The sequence below is a fragment of the Desertibaculum subflavum genome (assembly GCA_003576705.1).
In the GTDB taxonomy this organism is placed as follows: domain Bacteria; phylum Pseudomonadota; class Alphaproteobacteria; order Ferrovibrionales; family Ferrovibrionaceae; genus Desertibaculum; species Desertibaculum subflavum.
Map to the genome: position 1 here is coordinate 1 of QOZS01000073.1, position 20058 is coordinate 20058.

At 67.1% G+C, this 20058-nt stretch carries 17 protein-coding genes; 9 read left to right on the forward strand and 8 right to left on the reverse strand.

Annotated elements, in window-relative coordinates; translation table 11 throughout:
• Positions 1-240: 240 nt before the first annotated feature.
• The 7 genes from DT074_RS25070 (at position 241) to DT074_RS25100 (ending at position 8969) form a co-directional block, all read left to right on the forward strand.
• Complete coding sequence (locus DT074_RS25070) at positions 241-2229, forward strand: AMP-binding protein (RefSeq protein WP_119422617.1); 1989 nt, start codon at positions 241-243, stop codon at positions 2227-2229.
• Complete coding sequence (locus DT074_RS25075; protein ID WP_119422602.1) at positions 2226-3017, forward strand: ABC transporter ATP-binding protein; 792 nt, start codon at positions 2226-2228, stop codon at positions 3015-3017. Before DT074_RS25070 ends, DT074_RS25075 begins: the two co-directional genes overlap by 4 nt.
• A 21-nt stretch (positions 3018-3038) precedes the next feature.
• Entirely contained in the window at positions 3039-3965 is a 927-nt protein-coding gene (locus DT074_RS25080; protein WP_119422618.1) for a branched-chain amino acid ABC transporter permease, read from the forward strand.
• A gap of 3 nt (positions 3966-3968) precedes the next feature.
• A complete protein-coding gene (locus DT074_RS25085; protein ID WP_119422603.1) occupies positions 3969-5033 on the forward strand; it encodes a branched-chain amino acid ABC transporter permease in 1065 nt (354 codons plus the stop codon).
• Positions 5034-5146: 113 nt separating this feature from the next.
• Complete coding sequence (locus DT074_RS25090; protein ID WP_119422604.1) at positions 5147-6469, forward strand: ABC transporter substrate-binding protein; 1323 nt, start codon at positions 5147-5149, stop codon at positions 6467-6469.
• A 64-nt stretch (positions 6470-6533) separates the two neighbouring features.
• On the forward strand, positions 6534-7367 hold the full coding sequence (locus DT074_RS25095) for an ABC transporter ATP-binding protein (protein ID WP_119422605.1): 834 nt from the start codon (positions 6534-6536) through the stop codon (positions 7365-7367).
• Positions 7368-7652: 285 nt separating this feature from the next.
• Entirely contained in the window at positions 7653-8969 is a 1317-nt protein-coding gene (locus tag DT074_RS25100; RefSeq protein WP_119422606.1) for an ammonium transporter, read from the forward strand.
• A gap of 65 nt (positions 8970-9034) precedes the next feature.
• Here DT074_RS25100 and DT074_RS25105 read toward each other — a convergent pair whose 3' ends face one another.
• Positions 9035-9460: a PaaI family thioesterase gene (locus DT074_RS25105; protein ID WP_119422607.1), complete on the reverse strand. Its 426-nt coding sequence runs from the start codon at positions 9458-9460 to the stop codon at positions 9035-9037.
• A 120-nt stretch (positions 9461-9580) separates the two neighbouring features.
• Here DT074_RS25105 and DT074_RS25110 point away from each other — a divergent pair, with 120 nt between their 5' ends.
• Positions 9581-10603, forward strand: coding sequence for an aspartate-semialdehyde dehydrogenase (locus DT074_RS25110; protein WP_119422608.1), 1023 nt, complete (start codon positions 9581-9583; stop codon positions 10601-10603).
• Here the strand turns inward: DT074_RS25110 and DT074_RS25115 are convergent.
• From DT074_RS25115 to DT074_RS25135, 5 genes are all read right to left on the reverse strand, one after another.
• On the reverse strand, positions 10600-12162 hold the full coding sequence (locus DT074_RS25115) for a Na+/H+ antiporter (protein ID WP_162915212.1): 1563 nt from the start codon (positions 12160-12162) through the stop codon (positions 10600-10602). The two genes, DT074_RS25110 and DT074_RS25115, sit on opposite strands and share 4 nt — an antisense overlap.
• Before the next feature lie 16 nt (positions 12163-12178).
• The gene (gene holA, locus DT074_RS25120) at positions 12179-13213 is read right to left on the reverse strand and encodes a DNA polymerase III subunit delta (RefSeq protein ID WP_119422610.1); all 1035 of its coding nucleotides are present in this window, start codon (positions 13211-13213) and stop codon (positions 12179-12181) included.
• Between the two features lie 13 nt (positions 13214-13226).
• Positions 13227-13769, reverse strand: a complete 543-nt coding sequence (lptE, locus tag DT074_RS25125; RefSeq protein ID WP_119422611.1) for an LPS assembly lipoprotein LptE — start codon at positions 13767-13769, stop codon at positions 13227-13229.
• Between the two features lie 6 nt (positions 13770-13775).
• Positions 13776-16352 carry a leucine--tRNA ligase gene (gene leuS / locus DT074_RS25130; protein WP_119422612.1) on the reverse strand — a complete coding sequence of 859 codons (2577 nt, stop codon included), beginning with the start codon at positions 16350-16352 and terminating at the stop codon, positions 13776-13778.
• Positions 16353-16451: 99 nt separating this feature from the next.
• Positions 16452-16997, reverse strand: coding sequence for a DUF3576 domain-containing protein (locus tag DT074_RS25135; protein WP_368744894.1), 546 nt, complete (start codon positions 16995-16997; stop codon positions 16452-16454).
• A 275-nt stretch (positions 16998-17272) separates the two neighbouring features.
• Between DT074_RS25135 and DT074_RS25140 the strand changes: the two genes are divergently transcribed.
• The gene (locus DT074_RS25140) at positions 17273-18457 is read left to right on the forward strand and encodes a porin (RefSeq protein ID WP_119422614.1); all 1185 of its coding nucleotides are present in this window, start codon (positions 17273-17275) and stop codon (positions 18455-18457) included.
• 189 nt (positions 18458-18646) lie between these two features.
• Here DT074_RS25140 and DT074_RS25145 read toward each other — a convergent pair whose 3' ends face one another.
• Together DT074_RS25145 and DT074_RS25150 are read right to left on the reverse strand one after the other, a co-directional pair.
• Positions 18647-19414, reverse strand: a complete 768-nt coding sequence (locus DT074_RS25145; RefSeq protein WP_119422615.1) for a TorF family putative porin — start codon at positions 19412-19414, stop codon at positions 18647-18649.
• A gap of 224 nt (positions 19415-19638) precedes the next feature.
• A partial coding sequence (locus DT074_RS25150; RefSeq protein ID WP_162915213.1) for an SPOR domain-containing protein occupies positions 19639-20058 on the reverse strand: 420 nt, incomplete at its 5' end.

The following is a 20058-nucleotide window of genomic DNA, read 5'->3' on the forward strand; positions in this document are numbered from 1 at the left end:
TACGGCAAGCCCGGGCCGCTTGTGCCGCCGCAGCCGGCCCCGGCCGCCGCCCGTGCCGCCCCGCCAGCCGCCCAGCCGGCCCGGGCGGCCCGCCGCCGCTGATTTTCCCGCTGGCTCAACAATTGTTGAGCGAAGCTTGACCCTGGCTTCGGCCATCGGGTAGGACCAGCACAGAAACAACAGGGAGGAGCCGGCTCGCGCCTGTCACCGCGAGAACCGGGTCCATGGCTTTGTATGTCGATGGGTGCGCAAGCGTCGCCGGCGACCTTGTCTCGGGCGGAGCCGGATGCGGCTCTGGATACCTTTCCCAAATACCTGATCCGCAATGCGAAGCTCTTTGCCGGTCGGGTAGCGATGCGGGAGAAGGATCTCGGCATCTGGCAGTCCTGGACCTGGGACGAGGTGCTGTCCAACGTGCGAGTGCTGGCGTTCGGCCTCGCCGATCTCGGTGTCGGCCGCGGCGACAAGGTGGCGATCTGCGGCGACAACCGGCCGGCGCTCTACTGGACCTTCGCCGCCGCCCAGAGCCTCGGCGCGGTGCCGGTGCCGGTCTACCAGGATGCGGTCGCCGAGGAGCTGCGCTTCGTGCTGCAGCATGCCGAGATCAAGGTCGCCGTGGTCGAGAACCAGGAGCAGGTCGACAAGCTGCTCTCGATCAAGGCCGGCGTACCGACGCTGGAGCGCATCGTCTACAGCGACTCGCGCGGCCTCAGGCACTACGACCAGCCGGAGCTGGTCTCGCTTGAGGAGGTGTTGAAGAACGGGCGCGGCCTTTACCGGTCCGGACCGGACTTGTTCGAAACCTGGGTCGCCGCCGGCAAGGGCAGTGACATCTCGGTCATCTGCTACACCTCGGGCACGACCGGCCAGCCCAAGGGGGTGATGCTCAGCTTCGACAACCTCGTGAGCGGGGCGCGCCTCTCGGTCGAGTTCGATCGCATCGGCCCCGGCCATGAGATCCTGTCCTATCTGCCGATGGCCTGGGCCGGCGATCACTACTTTTCCTATGCCCAGTCCTATGTCGCGGGCTTCGCCATCAACTGCCCGGAAAGCGCCGACACGGTGCTCACCGATCTGCGCGATATCGGGCCGGCCTATTTCTTCGCGCCGCCCCGCATCTTCGAGAACATCCTGACCTCGGTGATGATCCGCATGGCGGATGCCGGGTGGATCAAGCGGGGGCTGTACGATTTCTTCATGAAGGTGGCGCGCCGGGCCGGCGTGAAGCTGCTGGAAGGCCGGCCGGTGCCCGTGCTCGACCGGCTGCTCTATGCGATCGGCCGAGTGCTGGTCTACGGCCCACTGAAGAACACCCTCGGCCTGACCCGGGTCAAGCTCGCCTATACCGCGGGCGAGGCGATCGGGCCCGACATCTTCGACTTCTTCCGCTCGCTCGGCGTCAACCTGAAGCAGCTCTACGGTCAGACGGAATCGGCTGTGTATCTCTGCATCCAGAAGGATGGCGATGTCCGTGCCGATACGGTCGGCCCGCCGGCGCCCTCGGTCGAGGTGAAGATCGCCGAGAGCGGCGAGGTGCTGTACCGCTCGCCCACCGCCTTCGTCGGCTATTTCAAGAACCCGGAAGCGACCGCGGCGACCAAGACGGCCGATGGCTGGGTGCATACCGGCGATGCCGGCACCTTCACCGCCGAGGGTCATCTCAAGATCGTCGACCGGGCCAAGGATGTCGGCCGGCTGCAGAACGGCGCGCTGTTCGCGCCGAAATACATCGAGAACAAGCTGAAATTCTTTCCCTACATCAAGGAGGCGGTGGCCTTCGGCCAGGGTCGCGACTGCGTCGGCGCCTTCATCAACATCGATCTCGGCGCGGTCGGCAGCTGGGCCGAGCGCCACAACCTGCCCTATACGAGCTACACCGATCTCGCGCAGAGGCCCGAGGTGTATCAGCTGATCCAGGGCTGCATCGAGCAGGTGAACCGCGATCTCGCGGCCGAGCCGCAGGTGGCGGATGCGCAGGTGCGCCGCTTCCTGATCCTGCACAAGGAGCTGGATGCCGATGACGGCGAGCTGACCCGCACCCGCAAGGTGCGCCGCGGCACCGTGGGCGAGCGCTATGGCGAGCTGGTGGAGGCGCTGTTCTCCGGCGCGCAGCGCGTGCCGGTCGAGGCCCGCGTCACCTTCGAGGACGGCCGCACCGGGGTGATCCGGGCGGATGTGGCGGTGGCCGATGCCGCGACCTTCGCGCCGGATCTGCGGGCCGCGGCATGAGCGCTCGCCGCCGGCCGATCGGCGACACGCTGCTGGTGGTGGACGGCGTCAGCCTGTCGTTCGGCGGCGTCAAGGCGCTCACCGACGTGTCCTTCGACATCCGCGAGCACGAGATCCTCGCCATCATCGGTCCGAACGGCGCCGGCAAGTCGTCGATGCTGAACTGCATCAACGGCTTCTATCACCCGAGCGCCGGCGCCATCACCTTCCGTGGCGTCAAGCGCGCGCAGATGCGTCCGCATGAGGCGGCGATGCAGGGTATCGCGCGCACCTTCCAGAACATCGCGCTGTTCAAGGGCATGTCGACGCTCGACAACATCATGACCGGGCGGCTGTTGAAGATGAAGGTCGGCCTCGCCGGCCAGGCCGTGCATCTCGGCCCGGCGCGGGCGGAAGAGCTCGCGCACCGCGCTTTCTGCGAGCGCATCATCGACTTTCTCGAGATCCAGGCGGTGCGCAAGACGCCGGTCGGGCGGCTGCCCTATGGCCTGCAGAAGCGGGTCGAGCTCGGCCGCGCGCTCGCCGCCGAGCCGACCCTGCTGCTGCTCGACGAGCCGATGGCCGGCATGAACCTGGAAGAGAAGCAGGACATGTGCCGCTTCATCCTCGACGTCAACGACGAGTTCGGCACCACGATCTGCCTGATCGAGCACGATATGGGCGTGGTGATGGACATTTCCGACCGCGTCGTGGTGCTGGAATACGGCCGCAAGATCGCCGAAGGCACACCCGACGTGGTGCGTGCCAACCAGGCGGTGATAGACGCCTATCTCGGCGTGGCGCATTGAGGGTGGATGATGCCTGAGTTCCTGGGACCCTTCCTCGAAGTGCTGATCGGCGGGTTGCTCGCCGGCATTCTCTATTCGCTGGTGGCGCTCGGCTTCGTGCTGATCTTCAAGGCTTCGGGCGTGTTCAACTTCGCCCAGGGCGCGATGGTGCTGTTCGCGGCGCTGGCGCTGGTGCGCTCGATTGAGGTGCTGCAGTCCTGGGGCGTCAATGCCGGGCTCGCCATCGTCATCGGCTTCCTGTTCTCCGGCGCGCTGATGGTGGCGTTGGCCTTCGCGGTGGAGCGCATGGTGCTGCGCCCGCTGGTCAACCAGGAAGGCATCATCCTGTTCATGGCCACCATCGGCATCACCTTCTTCATCGACGGCTTCGGCCAGCAGATCTTCGGCTCGGATGCCTACCAGCTGGATATCGGCATCCCGAAGGAGTCGATCTTCCTGCTGGAGGGCGTGTTCGAGGGCGGCATCCTGGTCAACGAGCTCGACCTCTGGGCCGGTGCCACCGCCGGCCTGCTCGTCCTCGGCCTCGCGCTGTTCTTCCAGAAGACCCGCATCGGCCGGGCGCTGCGCGCGGTCGCCGACGACCACCAGGCGGCGCAATCGGTCGGCATTCCGCTGAACCACATCTGGGTCATCGTCTGGGCCGTCGCCGGCATCGTGGCGCTGGTCGCCGGCACCATCTGGGGGTCCAAGCTCGGCGTGCAGTTCTCCATCGCGCAGATCGCGCTGAAGGCGCTGCCGGTGCTGATCCTCGGCGGCTTCACCTCGGTGCCGGGCGCCATCATCGGCGGCCTGATCATCGGCGCCGGCGAGAAGCTGGCCGAGGTCTATATCGGACTGCCGTATTTCGACGGCGGCATCGAGAACTGGTTCGCCTACATGCTGGCGCTGGTCTTCCTGCTGATCCGGCCGCAGGGCCTGTTCGGCGAGCGCATCATCGAGAGGATCTGAGCCGTGCTCTATCGCGAGGCGGGGCAGTACAAGACCTCCTATGCGGAGGACCAGCAGATCTTCCCGATCCGGCAGGACCGGATCGCCGTCGCCCTGATCGTGGCCGTCGCGCTCGTCGCCGTGCCGCTGCTGGCGAGCGACTATCTCTACACCGCCATCCTGATCCCGTTCCTGATCCTGTCGCTTGCCGCCATCGGACTCAACATCCTGGTCGGCTATTGCGGGCAGATCTCGCTCGGCACCGGCGGCTTCATGGCGGTCGGCGCCTATGCCGCTTACAACCTCTGCCTCAGGATCGAATGGCTGCCGCTGCCGATCGCGATCCTCCTCGCCGGCCTGATCGCGGCTCTGGCCGGCATCCTGTTCGGCATCCCCTCGCTCCGCATCAAGGGCTTCTATCTCGCGGTGGCGACGCTCGCCGCGCAGTTCTTCATCGACTGGCTGTTCGCCCGCATCGGCTGGTTCACCAACTACACGCCGTCCGGCTCGATCGTGGCGCCGCAGCTCAATGTGTTCGGTTGGATCGTCGACACGCCGATGGAGAAGTACCTGTTCACCCTGATCGTGGTGGCGCTGTTCGCGCTGGTCGCCAAGAACCTGGTACGCGGGCGGATCGGCCGCACCTGGATGGCGATCCGCGACATGGATATCGCGGCGGAGATCATCGGCATCCGGCCGCTGACCGCGAAGCTCTCGGCCTTCGCCGTCTCGTCGTTCTTCGTCGGCGTGGCCGGCGCGCTCTGGGGCTTCGTGCATCTCGGCTCGTGGGAGCCGCTCGCCTTCGGCATCAACCGGTCGTTCCAGCTGCTCTTCATGATCATCATCGGCGGTCTCGGCTCGATCCTCGGCTGCTTCCTCGGCGCCGCCTTCATCATGATCGTGCCGCTGGTGCTCAATCAGGTGCCGACCGCGCTCGGCATCCCGCTCTCGACTGCGTCGATCTCGCATATGGAGGCGATGATCTTCGGCGTGATGATCGTGTTCTTCCTGATCGTCGAGCCGCACGGCTTCGCGAGGCTGTGGTCGCTCGCCAAGGAGAAGCTGAGGATCTGGCCGTTTCCTCATTGAACGGCGGGTTCGACCAAAGGAGGGGGCGCGAGGGTTCGGGGCGCGCAGCCTGCGGTGCTAGAGTTTCCCGAACGGTCGCCCCAGGCGGCCGCAACAACAAGGGAGGTGCGGAAATGTCTCGATTCAATTGGTACGTGAGTGCTGCGGCTGCCGCGGCCATGCTGGCGGGGACGGCGCTGCCGGCCTTCGCCCAGGAGCAGTTCATCCCCGTCCTGTCCTACCGGTCCGGCGCCTATGCGCCGAACGGCATTCCGTTCGCCAATGGCTTCACCGACTACCTGAAGCTGATCCAGGAGCGCGACGGCGGCGTCAACGGCGTCAAGCTCGCCTTCGAGGAATGCGAGACCGGTTACGCCACCGATCGCGGCGTCGAGTGCTATGAGCGGTTGAAGGCCAAGGGCGCGACCGGCGCCTCGGCGGTCAGCCCGCTCTCCACCGGCATCACCTTCGCCCTGACCGAGAAGGTGCCGGGCGACAAGATCCCGCTGATCACCATGGGATATGGCCGCAGCGAGTCGTCCGTCGGATCGGTCTTCACCTGGAACTTCCCGATCCTCGGCACCTATTGGAGCGCGGCCGATATCCTGCTGCAGCACATCGCCCAGATCTCCGGCGGCACCGCCAAGCTGAAGGGCAAGAAGATCGCGCTCGTCTATCACGACAGCCCCTATGGCAAGGAGCCGATCCCGGTGCTGGAGGACCGCGCCAAATCGTGGGGCTACAAGTTCCAGGCGATCCCGGTCACCCATCCCGGCGTCGAGCAGAAATCCGCCTGGCTGCAGATCCGCCAGAGCCGGCCCGATTTCGTCTTCCTATGGGGCTGGGGCGTGATGAACTCGACCTCGGTGAAGGAGGCGGCCGCGGTCAACTACCCGCGCGACAAGATGTACGGCGTCTGGTGGTCGGGCGCGGAGCCGGACGTGACGCCGGCCGGTGACGGCGCCAAGGGCTACAACGCGCTCGCCCTGCACCCGCCGGGCAGTGACTTCGTGGTGCACCGCGAGGTGTTCAAGCACGTCTACGACAAGGGCAAGGGCAGCGCCAAGAAGGAGGAAGTCGGCGAGGTGCTCTACAACCGCGGCCTGATCAACGCGATGCTCACGGTCGAAGGCATCCGCACCGCGATGGCGAAGCACGGCAACAAGCCGATGACCGGCGAGCAGGTGCGCTGGGGCCTGGAGAATCTGGACCTCACCCCGGCCAAGATCGCCGCGCTCGGCTTCGAGGGTCTGGTGCCGGCGGTCAAGCTTTCCTGCGCCGATCACGAAGGCGTCGCCCGCGCCTATATCCAGCAATGGGACGGCAAGAAGTGGGTGAAGAAGTCGGACTGGATCGCCGCCGACCAGTCCTATCTCCGCCCGATGATGGAGGCCGCGGCCAAGAAGTACGGCCAGGGCAAGAACATCCAGCCGCGCGATTGCGGCAAGCAGAGCTGAGCACCGGGGAGGCGGTGCCGCCGCGCGAGCGGCGGCGCCGTCACCCGCGACGGAGAGCGTTCGGATGGTAGCGATGCAAGCCGTGCCGCAAGCGGCCGCGCCGTTGCTCGCGGTCAACGGCATCGAGGTGATCTACAACCACGTCATCCTGGTGCTGAAGGGCGTATCGCTCACGGTGCCGGAAGGCGGCGTGGTGGCGGTGCTCGGCGCCAACGGTGCCGGCAAGACCACGACCCTGAAAGCGATCTCGCGCCTGCTCAAGGCCGAGCGCGGCGAGGTCACCAAGGGATCGGTGGAGTATAGGGGCGAACGGATCGAGGCCGCCTCGCCGTCCGACCTGGTCCGGCGCGGCCTGATCCAGGTGATGGAGGGGCGGCATTGCTTCGGCCACCTCACCATCGAGGAAAACTTGCTGACCGGCGCCTATACCCGGCGCGACGGTCAGGGCCAGGTGGCCGCCGATCTCGACAAGGTTTATGCCTATTTCCCGCGCCTGAAGGAGCGCCGCCGCGCCCAGGCCGGCTACACCTCGGGCGGCGAGCAGCAGATGTGCGCCATCGGCCGGGCGCTGATGTCGAACCCGCGCATGATCCTGCTCGACGAGCCTTCCATGGGCCTGGCGCCGCAGCTGGTGGAGGAGATCTTCGAGATCGTGCACCGGCTGAACCGGGAGGCCGGGGTCAGCTTCCTGGTCGCCGAGCAGAACACCAACATGGCGCTGCGCTACGCCTCCTTCGGCTACATCCTGGAAAACGGCCGCATCGTGATGGATGGGCCGGCCGACAGCCTGCGAGAGAATTCCGACGTAAAGGAGTTCTATCTCGGGCTCGGCGAAGGCGGCCGGCAGAGCTTTCGCGACGTGAAACATTACCGCCGCCGGAAGCGGTGGCTCGCCTGAAGCGCCCGGCTGCTGCCTTCCGACTGGTCACTCGCCGCCGTCCTCGGCGCGGAGGGTGACCAATATCAGGCCGTATGCCTAGAAAATAGGCGACAGAAAAACGGCAGAACGGACTCCGCCCTCAACCCGCAAGCGATCTGTAACGCCTTGTGGCGAAAGGAGGAAATTTGCCCCTTGGCGGCGGCCCGGGCGTGGCATGGAACTTGATTCCCCGCCCACGTCCAGCGGCTGCTTGGCGCTGCCTGAGCGTCGTCCTTGCCGTCTACCGGCACCAAGGAGGTTCTGATGTTGGGTTCGTTGAAGGGGAATAAGAGGGGGGCTGCCGCGATCGTCGCCGCCACGCTGTTGTGGGCCGGGCCGGCGCTCGCGCAGGACGCGCCCAAGCTCGACACCGGTGACACCGCGTGGATGCTGACCTCCACGGCGCTGGTGCTGATGATGACCATTCCGGGCCTGGCGCTGTTCTACGGCGGCATGGTCCGCAAGATGAACGTGCTCGCCACCGTAATGCAGAGCTTCGCGGTCTGCTGCCTGATCACCGTGCTGTGGATGATCGCGGGCTACAGCCTCGCCTTCACCGAGGGCAACGCGGTGTTCGGCGGCCTCGGTCAGTTCTTCCTCGCCGGGATGACGCTCGAATCGGTCAACGACCTCGCCAAGACGATTCCGGAATCGGTCTTCATGACCTTCCAGATGACTTTCGCGATCATCACCCCGGCGCTGATCGCCGGCGCCATCGCCGACCGCATGAAGTTCTCGGCGCTATTGTGGTTCATGGGCCTGTGGTCGCTGCTGGTCTACGCGCCGATCGCCCACATGGTCTGGGGCGGCGGCTTCATGGGCGGCCTCGGCGTGCTCGACTATGCCGGCGGCACCGTAGTGCACATCAATGCCGGCGTGGCGGGTCTTGTGGCGGCCCTCGTGCTCGGCGCCCGCAAGGGCTACGGCAAGGTGGCGATGCCGCCGCACAACCTCGTGCTCAGCGTGATCGGCGCCGCGCTGCTCTGGGTCGGCTGGTTCGGCTTCAATGCCGGCTCCGCCGTGGGCGCCAGCGCCAATGCCGGCATGGCCATGGCAGTGACGCAGATCGCCACCGCGGCGGCGGCGCTCGCCTGGATGTTCTCGGAATGGGCGGTGAAGGGAAAGCCCTCCGTGCTCGGCATCATCTCCGGCGCGGTGGCGGGCCTCGTCGCCATCACGCCGGCTTCGGGCTTCGTCGGCCCGGGCGGCGCGCTGGTGATCGGCATCGTGTCCGGCATCATCTGCTTCTTCGCCGCCACCTCGGTGAAGAACGCGCTCGGCTATGACGACAGCCTCGATGCCTTCGGCGTGCACGGCATCGGTGGCATCGTCGGCGCCATCCTGACCGGCGTGTTCGCCACCAAGGCGATCAAGGGCGGCGAGGATGCGGTCGGCTGGGTCGACGGCAATTTCGGCCAGGTGATCGTGCAGATCGAAGGCGTGCTGATCACCATCGTTTATTGCGCGGTGGTCACCTTCATCGTGCTGAAGGTGGTCGACCTGATCATCGGGCTGCGCGTCGACGAAGCGACCGAGCGCGACGGCCTCGATCTCGCGCTGCACGGCGAGACGATCCAATAGGGCAGATGAAGCGCTGAGTTGTCCGCTGGTAACTCTCGGGGGGCCTTTGGCCCCCCTTCTTCTTTTCAGCGCGGCGCGGCGAGCGCGTAGGTCATGGTCGCCTGCGCCACCGGATCGCCGGGCCGGTCGGCGCCGAACAGCATCGCCTCGCCGAAGCAGAGCGTGCGGCCGAATTTCACCAGGCGGGTGTCGCACAGCACGTCGGTACCGGCGGCGGCGCGGAAGAAGCTGGTGGTCTGGCCGACCGTGGCGCAATCCTGGAATTGACCGGCCTTCGCGGCGATGGCGAACACCATCGACGTGTCGGCCACCGCCATCAGGGCCTGTCCGGACACCATGCCGCCGAACCGGCTCAGCCGCTCGCTGAACGGCAGGCGCATCCGGACCCGGCCGGGCTCGACCGCCTCGACCGCCAGGCCGAGATCCTGCACCCAGGGCGCGAAACGCTCGGCCAGCAGGCGGTTGGCGGCGGCGACGTCGAATCCACTCATGCTCGTTTCCCCTCTGATGCGAGCGGCACCCTAGCGCCGGCCGCTTGAAGCGGCCAGATCGGCGCAGTATCTAGGCCGGCCGCGCCGGCTGTTCCGGCGCGATGTGTAGGGATATCTGCCATGGCTTATCGGGTTGCCGTCGTCGGCGCCACCGGCGTGGTCGGCCGCGAGATGCTCAACATCCTGAGCGAGCGGCAGTTTCCGGTCTCCGACATGGTTGCTCTCGCCTCCCGCCGCTCGGCCGGAAGGGAGGCGAGCTTCGGCGACCGCACGCTCAAGATCCAGGCGCTCGACGGCTTCGACTTCGCCGGCATCGACATCGCGCTGTTCTCCGCCGGCGGCACCGTCGCCAAGGAGTTCGCGCCCCGGGCGGCGGCGGCCGGCGCCATCGTGATCGACAATTCCTCGGCCTGGCGGATGGATCCGGACGTGCCGCTGATCGTGCCGGAATGCAATGCCGAGGCGCTGGCCGGCTATGCCAAGAAGCGCATCATCGCCAACCCGAACTGCTCGACCGCGCAGATGGTGGTGGCGCTGAAGCCGCTGCACGACGCGGCGCGGATCAAGCGCGTGGTGGTCGCCACCTATCAGTCGACTTCGGGCGCCGGCAACGATGCCATGGACGAGCTGTTCAACCAGACCAAGGCGATTTACGTGAACGACCCGATCGAGCCGGTGAAGTTCACCAAGCAGATCGCCTTCAACGTCATCCCGCATATCGACGTGTTCATGGACGACGGCTCGACCAAGGAAGAGTGGAAGATGGTGGTCGAGACCAAGAAGATCCTCGATCCCTCGATCAAGGTGGTCGCCACCTGCGTGCGCGTGCCGGTCTTCGTCGGCCATTCCGAGGCCGTGCATATCGAGTTCGAGAAGCCGATCTCGGCCGACGAGGCACGCGCCATCCTGCGCGAGGCGCCGGGCGTCATGGTGGTCGATAAGCGCGAGCCCGGCGGCTATGTCACGCCGGTCGAATGCGTCGGCGAGTATGCCACCTTCGTCAGCCGCATTCGCGAAGACGCGACGGTGGAGAACGGGCTTGCCATGTGGATCGTCTCCGACAACCTGCGCAAGGGCGCCGCGCTCAACGCCGTGCAGATCGCCGAGAGCCTCGCCGCGCGCTTCCTGAAGAAGGCGGCCTAACCGCCGAGGCGCGCTTCCTCGTAATCCAGCTCGCGCTGGATGGCGAGCAGGGTCTCGTCGCCGATCTGGTCGTCGCGCCTGAGCTTGATCAGGCGGCGCCGCGCCGCCGCGATGGCGGCCAGCTTGAGGCGGCGCACCGGGTCGGCGTCGTCGCCTGAGGCCGGCTCCGTCGAGCGCTCCTGGCCGAGCAGGCCGGCATACTCGGCCCGCACTGCCACCACCGCCTCCTCGGTATAGCGGCCGTCCGCGGCGGCGAGGCGCTCGACCTCGCTCAATGCCGCATAGGCAGTCTTCAGCCGCGCCAGGTGCTCTTCCTCGCGGGCGTCGCTGTCCTCGCCGATGCCGAGGGCGCGGATCAGCGGCCCGAGCGTCAGGCCTTGGAACAGCAAGGTGGCGACGATGGCGACGAAGCTGACGGCGATGATCTCGTCGCGGCCGGGAAAGGCGGTGCCGTCACTCAGCACATAGGGCACGGCGAGCGCCGCCGCGAGCGAGACGATGCCGCGCATGCCGCACCACGAGATCACGGTCAGGATCCGCCAGGACGGCATCGGATCGCGCGCGGCGAGGGCGGGAATCAGCTTGCGCGATGCCCAGGCGGTCGGGAACACCCAGAGGAAGCGCGTCGCCGTCGCCGCTGCGGCGAGCGCGAGCCCGGCGCCGAGCAGCTCGAGCGGAATGCCGCCGAAGCCCGACACGGCCGCGAGCTGCAGCCCGATCAGGATGAAGACCAGGCTGTTGATCAGAAACACCGCGACGTTCCAGACGCCGTAGGCAAGGATGCGGGTCTCCGGCGAATAGAGTTCCGGCGCGTACCAGGCGCGCACGGCGCCGAAGGTCACCACCGCCAACACGCCGGAGACATGCACCTGCTCCGCGCCGATATAGACGAGGTAGGGCATGGTCAGCGTGAACGCGACCTCGATCACCGGATCGCGCAGCTTCGACTGAACAGCAACGGCAAGCCGGCCGATCAAGGCGCCGAGGACCAGGCCGCCGATGGCAAGCCCGGCGAACTGTACGGTCGCGCTCGGCACCGAGAACAGGCCGGTCAGCGCGGCGGCAACGGCGAACTTGTAGACCACCAGTCCGGCGGCATCGTTGAGCAGGCTCTCGCCTTCCAGGATCGCCACCACGCGGCGGGGAATGCGGAGCTTGCTCAGCACGGCCGTCGCCGCGACCGCATCGGGCGGCGAGAGCAGGGCGCCGATGATGAAGCAGCAGACCCAGGGCAGGTCGGGCAGCAGCAGCTTCGCCACCCAGGCCAGTGCGACCGTGGTGAACACGACCAGGCCGACCGCCAGCATGGTGATGGCGCGCAGGTTCTGCCGGAAGTCGCGCCACGAGGTGATCAGCGCTGCGTGGTAGAGGATCGGCGGCAGCACCAGGATCAGGATCTGCTCCGGATCCAGCCGCGGCGTCGGCAGGCCCGGCACGAAGGTCAGGGCAAGCCCGCCGATGGTCAGCGCGATCGGGTAGGGCGTGTTGATGCGGCGCGCGAGCCAGCCGAGGCCGACCGCCATGATCATCAGTGCGACGACGAGGTCGACGAGCGGCATCAGCGCCCGCTTCCGCTCATGTCCGCCGCCTTCGCGCCGCGCCGGCAAGGCGGAGCAGGGCGCTCCGGCAGATCGCCTCATCAGGGAGCCCGGTCGACTTGCAGTCGATCTCCGCCTCGGTCAACAGCTCGATCGCCGTCTGCGCCCGCGCCGTGTCCCAGCTGGCAAGCTGGGCCTGCAGCTCCAGCGCGCGCTTGAAGAAGACCGGGGGGCGCAGCCGCTGCACCGCGTCGCGGGCGCTCGCCCCGCGGGCGACGGCATCGGCGGCCAGCTGCAGTCTCTGCATGTGCCGCTGCGCGGCGCGCACGATCATGACCGGCGATTCGCCTTCGCCGAGCGCACGGCCGAGCGCCTTCTCGACGCCGGCCGGATCGCCGCCCGTCGCGGCGTAGCAGATGTCGTCGACGGCGCTGGCGCCGGAATCGCCGATCACCGCCTGCGCCTCGGCGAGGCCGACGGTCGCCGGGTGCGGGCCCATATAGGTGACCAGCTTGTCGAGCTCGCTGCGGGTCAGGCCGCGATCGGCGCCCAGATTCGCCTTGAGGTAGTCGATCGCCTCGGCGTCGACCTTGTGGCCGGCGGCGCGGAACACCTGCTCGACCAACTCCTCCAGCGCTTCCGGCGCGTCGGCATAGCAGGCGATCGCCGCCGCATTGTCGGCCTCCTCGAACAGGCGGCGCAGCGCGCTGCGGGGGGCAAGGTCGCCCGCCTCGATCACCACCAGGGCGTCTCCGGCCGGCGGCGAGCCGAGAAAGCCCTCGATGGCCGCGGCGATCCGGTCGCCGGCGGCGGTGACGCGGATGGCGCGGCGGCCGCCGAAGAACGGGATGGCCGCCGCCTCGTCGGCCAGGCGTGCCGGATCCTCGGCAAGGTCGGTGCCGGAAAGCGAGGCGAGACGGAAAGGGTCCTTGGCGTCCGGCACCGCCGTTCGCAGCAGTAATTCGGCGCGCTCGCGCACCAGGCCCTGGTCGGGCCCGTACAGCAGCGTCGCCCGCGCGCGGGGGTCCGGCTTGCGGAGATAGGCGGCGATGCCGCGGCCAGCGATCTTCAAGGACCTGCGACCTTCACGGGCGCTGAACGGCAGGGCGCGTGAACCAAGTGGCGAGCTCCAGCCGGATCTGCTCGGCAAGCTCGCGGGTGACGCGCTGGCGGGCGTCGATCTCGGCGGCGACATTGCCGAAATCGGCGCGCAGCAGATTGTAGGCGGTGATGCCCCGCACCTCGCTCGCATGCACCGGCGCGTTGCTCGCATTGTCGATCAGGCGATAGCGTGCGGCGATGACGAGATTGGTGCGCGTCGCTTCATCCACGCTGGTGATCGCCAGCTGCTCCTTGAACTCGTACAGGATGATGTCGAGGCGATAGCCGGGCCGGCTCGGCTCGCCGCGCGGATTCAGCCGGTCGAGCAGGCTGTTCCGCAACAGGTATTCGGTGCGATAGCTGCTGTCGCCGGTGATGCTGCCGATCTTGATGGCCTGCAAGCTCTCGATAGCGGCGGTGCCGCCGGGGGCCGCGTCGCTTTTGGCATAGAGCGGCCGCAGCTCGCAGGCGGCCAGCGCCCCGAGCAGGAAGAGGGCTGCCGCGAGACGGAAATGCGGTCGCCGCATCGCCGGTCAGACGACGACGTTGACGATGCGGTTCGGCACCACCACCACCTTGCGCACCGGCCGCCCGTCGATGGCGCGCTGGACGTTGTCGTTGGCCAGTGCCGCCGCCTCCACCGCCTCGCGCGCCGCATCGCGCTCCAGAATCAAGGTCGCGCGCAGCTTGCCGCCGACCTGCACCGCGATGGTCACCATGTCGTCGCGCAGCAGGGCGGGATCGGCCTCGGGCCAGGGTGTCTCGACCAGCAGCGTCTTGTGGCCGAGGCGCGCCCACATCTCCTCGGCGAGATGCGGCATCATCGGCCCGGCGAGGCGGACCAGCGTCTCGAACGCCTCGCGCCGCGCCGGCCCGTCCGCCGGATCGTTGCCCTTGTAGTCGGCGATGGCGTTGGCGAGCTCGTAGATGCGGGCCACCGCCTTGTTGAAGTGGAAGCGGTCGATATCCTCGGTCACCGCGGCGATCGACTTGTGCGCCGCGCGGCGGAGCTCCAGGCCGGCTTCAGTGGGGTTGCCGATCGCGGCGCCGGCCGGCGCAAGGCCTTCCGCCGTGTCCAGCATCCGCCACAGCCGCTGGGTGAAGCGCCAGGCGCTCTCGACCCCGGCGGCCGTCCATTCCATATCGCGCTCGGGCGGGCTGTCCGACAGCATGAACCAGCGCGCCGTGTCGGCGCCGTAGGCCTCGATGATGTCGGCCGGCGGCACCACGTTCTTCTTCGACTTCGACATCACCTCCTTGCGCCCGACCTCGACCGGGCGGCGGGTGGTGACGTGCACGGCATTGCCGTCGGCCTGCTTCTCCACCTCCTCCGGGTAGAGCCACTTGCCGGCCTCGTCCTTATAGCTCTCGTGCAGCACCATGCCCTGGGTGAACAGGCCTTCGAACGGCTCGTCGATCTTGCCGTGGCCGGTCAGCTTCATGGCGCGCATGAAGAAGCGGGAATAGAGCAGGTGCAGGATGGCGTGCTCGACGCCGCCGATATACTGGTCGACCGGCAGCCAGTAATCGACGGCGGTGCGGTCGACCGGCCGATCCTCGACGCGGGGCGAGCAGAAGCGCGCGAAGTACCAGCTCGAATCGACGAAGGTGTCGAACGTGTCGGTCTCGCGCCGGCCCGGCTTTCCGCATTGCGGGCAGGCGGTGTGCTTCCAGGTCGGGTGATGGTCCAGCGGGTTGCCCGGCTTGTCGAAGGTGACGTCGTCGGGCAGCAGCACCGGCAGGTCCCGCTCCGCCACCGGCACGATGCCGCAGGCATCGCAATGCACCATCGGGATCGGGCAGCCCCAATAGCGCTGGCGCGAGACCAGCCAGTCGCGCAGGCGGAAGATCGTCGTCGGCTCGCCGTCGCCCTGCGCCTTCAGGCGCCTGCCCGCTTCCTGCTTCGCCGCCTCGACGTCCAGGCCGTCGAGGAAGCCGGAATTGATGATGGCGCCGTCGTCGGTATAGGCGACATCGCCGATCGCGAAGGTCTTGGCATCCTCGCCGGCCGGCAGCACCACCGGCGTCACGTCCAGCCCGTACTTGCGCGCGAAGTCGAGATCGCGCTGATCGTGGCCGGGGCAGCCGAAGATCGCGCCGGTGCCGTATTCCATCAGCACGAAATTGGCGATGTAGACCGGCAGCGTCTTGCCCTTGATGAAGGGATGCTCGGCTTCGAACGGCGTTCGGTGGCCGCGCTTCTCCTGGGCCTCGATCACCGCCTCGGACGTTCCGGCCGCGCGGCATTCCGCGATGAACGCGGCGGCGGCCGGATCGTGCTGTGCCGCTTCCTCCGCCAGCGGATGGTCGGGCGACACCGCCATGAAGGAGGCACCGAACAGCGTGTCGGGCCGGGTGGTGAAGATGCGCAGGCGGTCGCTCCGCCCCGTCAGGCGGAACTCGACATAGGCGCCGGTCGACTTGCCGATCCAGTTCTCCTGCATCAGGCGAACCTTTTCCGGCCAGCGGTCGAGCGTGCCGAGCGCGTTCAGCAGGTCGTCGGCATAGGCGGTGATCTTCAGGAACCATTGCGACAGCTTGCGCTTCTCGACCAGCGCGCCGGAGCGCCAGCCGCGCCCGTCGATCACCTGCTCGTTGGCCAGCACGGTGCCGTCGACCGGATCCCAGTTGACCGCGGCCTCCTTGCGGTAGGCGAGGCCGGCCTTGAAGAAGTCGAGGAACAGCCGCTGCTGCTGCGCGTAATAGCCGGGATGGCAGGTGGCGAGCTCGCGCTCCCAGTCGAGCGACAGGCCCATGCGCTGCAGCTCGGCCCGCATGGTGGCGATGTTGTCGTAGGTCCAGTTCGCCGGATGGATCTTCTGGTCGCGCGCCGCATTCTCGGCCGGCAGGCCGAACGCGTCCCAGCCCATCGGGTGCAGCACGTTGAAGCCGCGCGCGCGCTTGTATCGCGCGACCACGTCGCCCATCGTGTAGTTGCGCACGTGCCCCATATGGATGCGCCCCGACGGATAGGGAAACATCTCAAGCACGTAGTATTTCGGCCGGGCCGGGTCCTCGACGGCGCGGAACACCCGCCCGTCGGACCAGGCCTTCTGCCACTTGGCCTCGACGGCGCGGGCGTTGTAGCGCACGTCGGCACTGTTCGACATCGAAGAGTCCTGCAGGGATGGATCTCGGCTGCCCGTTGATTTACGGGCTGCCGCCCCGCTAGTCCAGCCGCGGCAATGCGTCAGCGGATGGCTTGGGCGCTACTGGATCGAGGCGACGCGCAGCTCGCGGGCACGGCTGAGGATGGCGTTCTCGAGGCTGATGGCGGTATCGGGCGCGACCGCCGTGTCGGCCCAGTCGGCGGCAGTGCCGTTGCGGGTCTGCTTGAACACCGCGACCTTGATGCCGTCGGAGCGCAGCCGTCGGTCCAGGATATAGACGGTGACCTTGAAGCGCTCATCCGGGGTCGCCGCCGGCGTGTACCAGTCGGTGATGATCACGCCGCCGAACGGGTCCGCCGAGGCCAGCGGCATGAAGGCGATGGTGTCGAGCGAGGCCCGCCACAGGAAACTGTTGACGCCGATGCCCCCGCCGCCTTCGCCCTCCTGGCCGCCGCTGGAACGGCCGCCCAGAAGGCCGCCCTCGCCGAACACGGTCTGCCGCTTGGGATTGTCGAGATCGATAACGGTGCCGGTGCGCGAGTCGTACTGGCCTTTGGGCCCCTCGTTCGACCCGCCGCAGGCCGCGATGCCGAACAGCGCTGCCCCCAATATCGCCATGCAGGCAAGCGAACGAAACGAAAACATCGTGGTCTCCAAGATCCCCGTCGCGCCCCGCGTCTGCAATGACCCAATTATCCGCCGCTGTCAATTGAGGGCGATGTCAGCGCGCCGCCCCAATCATTGACGGCGCGGTAAGCGATTGTTGCACATTGGCCACAACGGCCCGCCATGTCGTTTCCGGCGGGGTTCGGTGCCTTGACCTTTAACCCTCGCAATGGCTCTTCTATCGCCGGGAAACGGGGACCGGTGGGTTCCGTAGACCTCTAGTATTTGAAGCTCGGAAGACAGAGAGGAGCAACATGAGAAAGCTGCTTTACGGGACCTCGGCCTTGGTAGCCGCTGGGCTGCTGCAGGTCGACCCGGCCTTCGCGCAAGCGAAGGAAAGCCCGGTTACCATTTCGGTGGGCGGCCGGTTCCACGCGTTTTATGCCTTCATCGATCAGGACGAGAAGCAGCTCGCGACGAGCAGCGACTATCGTAACCACTTCCTCTCGCGTGAGGCGGAAGTGCTGTTCCGTGGCCGTACCGCTCTGAACAACGGCCTGCGCGTCGGCGTGCATATCGGCCTCGAGGCCGAGGTCTGCGGCGACCAGATCGACGAAAGCTACATCTGGTTCGAGCATGACAGCTTCGGCCGCCTCGAAGTCGGCTCGACCGACCAGGTCGGCTGGAAGATGTTCTACGGTGCGCCGAACGCCATCCCGAACTTCTCGACCGCCCAGCTCAACATGCGGGCATACAACGTGGGGTCGGGCATCACCGGCGCGGCTGGTTCGCCGCAGGCGCTGATGAACCTCGGCAACGACGCGGAGCACATCAACTACTTCACGCCGCGCTTCTTCGGCTTCCAGATCGGCGTGTCGTATACCGGTGATCTCTGCGAAGAGAACAACGCCAACGGTGCCAACTTCGCTTGCGGTGGTTCGACCCACGCGGCGCAGCTCGGCAACGTGGCGGGCCGTCAGGAAGACGCCTGGGAAATCGCCGCGAACTTCGTGCAGAAGTTCGGCGACTTCAACGTTGGCGTGTACGGTGCGTACAACCACGCCAACCTGCAGGCCCAGACCGCTCCGGTGGCCGATGATCAGTCGCAGTGGGGCGTCGGCGCGCGCGTCGGCTTCTACGGCTTCGACCTCGGCGCGCACTACAAGGCCGACAACCAGGGCCTCCGGAACGGCAACTACGACTCCTGGGGCGCAGGTCTGAGCTATGCCTGGAGTGCCTGGAAGATCGGTGCCGAAGTCGGTTATGTCTCGGCTCGCGACAGCACGGCAGCGTTCAACGTCATCGCCAAGGACCGCACCTGGAACGCCTCGCTCGGCGTTCAGTGGTCGGGCCTCGGCCCGGGCATGAACATCTGGGGCGGCGCTCTCTGGTTCGACCAGAAGAACGGCAACCCGGAACTCAATACCTGCGGCGGGACCTGCGACAAGGACTCGAACGACGGTATCGTGTTCGTTCTGGGTACCACGATCACCTACTAATATCCGGGTGGTCGCCGGCCTCGCGGCCGGCACGCGAATACGGGGGCAGGGCAACCTGCCCCCGTTTTCTTTGTGCCCGGCGTTCCGGGAGGACGGCGGTGTCGCGGCGGTCCGCGCTTGATGCGGACGCGAAAAACCCCGCCGGATCGCGCCGGCGGGGTTTGGCTTTCGCGTCGAAGTTGCGGGCGGTCAGAAGCTGGCGCTGACCGAACCGACGACGCGGCCTTCGCAGAGCTTGGTGCCGGCGAAGCACTGGCTCTTGTTCAGGTCCGTGTCGTAGTAGCCGATATTGAAGGTCAGGCCGAACATGCCGACCGACACGCCGGCATTCCACTCCAGATAGTCCGGCGCGCCGAAGGTGGAGTTGTGCTGGATCCACTGATGGCCCAGATGGCCGAACAGCGTGACGGTGAACGGCTTGCCGGCCACCTCGGTTTCGAAGAACTTCAGCGGCACCTGCAGCTCGCCAAAGGCGAAATAGGCATCGCCGCTATCGGCGAAGAATTCCGGCGAATAGCGGAAGCCGATCTTCGGAATGACGAAGCCGAAGTCATAGGCGAGGCTGGCGCCGGGCTCGAAGAACTCGAAATCTTGGTTGTTGTTGGCGCCCGGGTACCAGTAATAGATCACATTGACGTCGTACATCAGGCCGCCGAACACGGTGCCGCGCACACCCGGCGTCACGTCGATTTCGATCGAGGCGTCCGAGAACTCCACATTGCTGCCCCAGACGTTCAAGTAGATCTGGAATGCATCGGAGAACTTGTAGGACGGCTCGAGAGAGCCCTGGATGGCCGGATCGTTGTCGGTCTGCGAGATGCCGCGATACAGATAGTCGCTGTAGAAGCCGACCCCACCGGCGATGGCGAATCCGCCTTCGTCGTCGGCCGCCAGCGCGGGCGCAGCGCCGGCCAGCCCGGCCACGACCGCCAAGGCGTAATACGAGGAACGGTTCATTCGTAAATCCTCCTGCACACAAACGAAGGTTGGCCCCGTTTCTCTAGCGCGGGGCGTCAGGAGGGCCTATGCAAGAATTAGTGCACCGGCGATTTCAGCTTTTGTCTGTTATATTTCGGCAACAACCGCTGCGATAACAAAACTATAACCAGCGTGACTTGCATATTTCTTGAACTAACTGCCCGCCAAAAAAGCAGAACAACGCCGCTTTTGTGAGCGGGGCGTCAAAGGGTGGGCACTGGGACGCAGTCGAGGCCGGCCGCGCGCAGACGCTCGCACAGCGCCATGCCGGCGCCCTGGTCCGCCACCGCCAGGCGAAGACGGTAGATCACGCCCCTGTCGCTCCCCAGATCCGCGCGCTGGATCACCGGCTCCAATCCGTCCAGCAGGGCCGGATGGGCCGCCTTCAGCTTGGCCCATTGCGACTCGGCCAGCGAGGCGCGCCCATAGGCGGCAAGCTGGACTTGCGGTCCGCCGGCATGGGCCCAGGACGTCGGGCCCGGCGCCGCCACCGCTTCGGGCGGGGATGCGGGCCGGTCGTTGACGGGCGCCGCGGCGGGCGGCGGCGCGTCGGCGCCGGCAACCACGGTCTGGCTCTCCGGGGCCGCCGCAGGTGCCGCGGTCGGCGCCGCCGGTGCAGCCAC

Coding starts and splice junctions, on each gene's coding strand:
- DT074_RS25070 (WP_119422617.1), top strand. CDS start 241: ATGGGTGCGCAAGCGTCGCCGGCGACCTTGTCTCGGGCGGAGCCGGAT.
- DT074_RS25075 (WP_119422602.1), top strand. CDS start 2,226: ATGAGCGCTCGCCGCCGGCCGATCGGCGACACGCTGCTGGTGGTGGAC.
- DT074_RS25090 (WP_119422604.1), top strand. CDS start 5,147: ATGTCTCGATTCAATTGGTACGTGAGTGCTGCGGCTGCCGCGGCCATG.
- DT074_RS25095 (WP_119422605.1), top strand. CDS start 6,534: ATGGTAGCGATGCAAGCCGTGCCGCAAGCGGCCGCGCCGTTGCTCGCG.
- DT074_RS25100 (WP_119422606.1), top strand. CDS start 7,653: ATGTTGGGTTCGTTGAAGGGGAATAAGAGGGGGGCTGCCGCGATCGTC.
- DT074_RS25105 (WP_119422607.1), bottom strand. CDS start 9,460: ATGAGTGGATTCGACGTCGCCGCCGCCAACCGCCTGCTGGCCGAGCGT.
- DT074_RS25110 (WP_119422608.1), top strand. CDS start 9,581: ATGGCTTATCGGGTTGCCGTCGTCGGCGCCACCGGCGTGGTCGGCCGC.
- DT074_RS25115 (WP_162915212.1), bottom strand. CDS start 12,162: ATGCCGCTCGTCGACCTCGTCGTCGCACTGATGATCATGGCGGTCGGC.
- lptE (WP_119422611.1), bottom strand. CDS start 13,769: ATGCGGCGACCGCATTTCCGTCTCGCGGCAGCCCTCTTCCTGCTCGGG.
- leuS (WP_119422612.1), bottom strand. CDS start 16,352: ATGTCGAACAGTGCCGACGTGCGCTACAACGCCCGCGCCGTCGAGGCC.
- DT074_RS25135 (WP_368744894.1), bottom strand. CDS start 16,997: ATGTTTTCGTTTCGTTCGCTTGCCTGCATGGCGATATTGGGGGCAGCG.
- DT074_RS25140 (WP_119422614.1), top strand. CDS start 17,273: ATGAGAAAGCTGCTTTACGGGACCTCGGCCTTGGTAGCCGCTGGGCTG.
- DT074_RS25145 (WP_119422615.1), bottom strand. CDS start 19,414: ATGAACCGTTCCTCGTATTACGCCTTGGCGGTCGTGGCCGGGCTGGCC.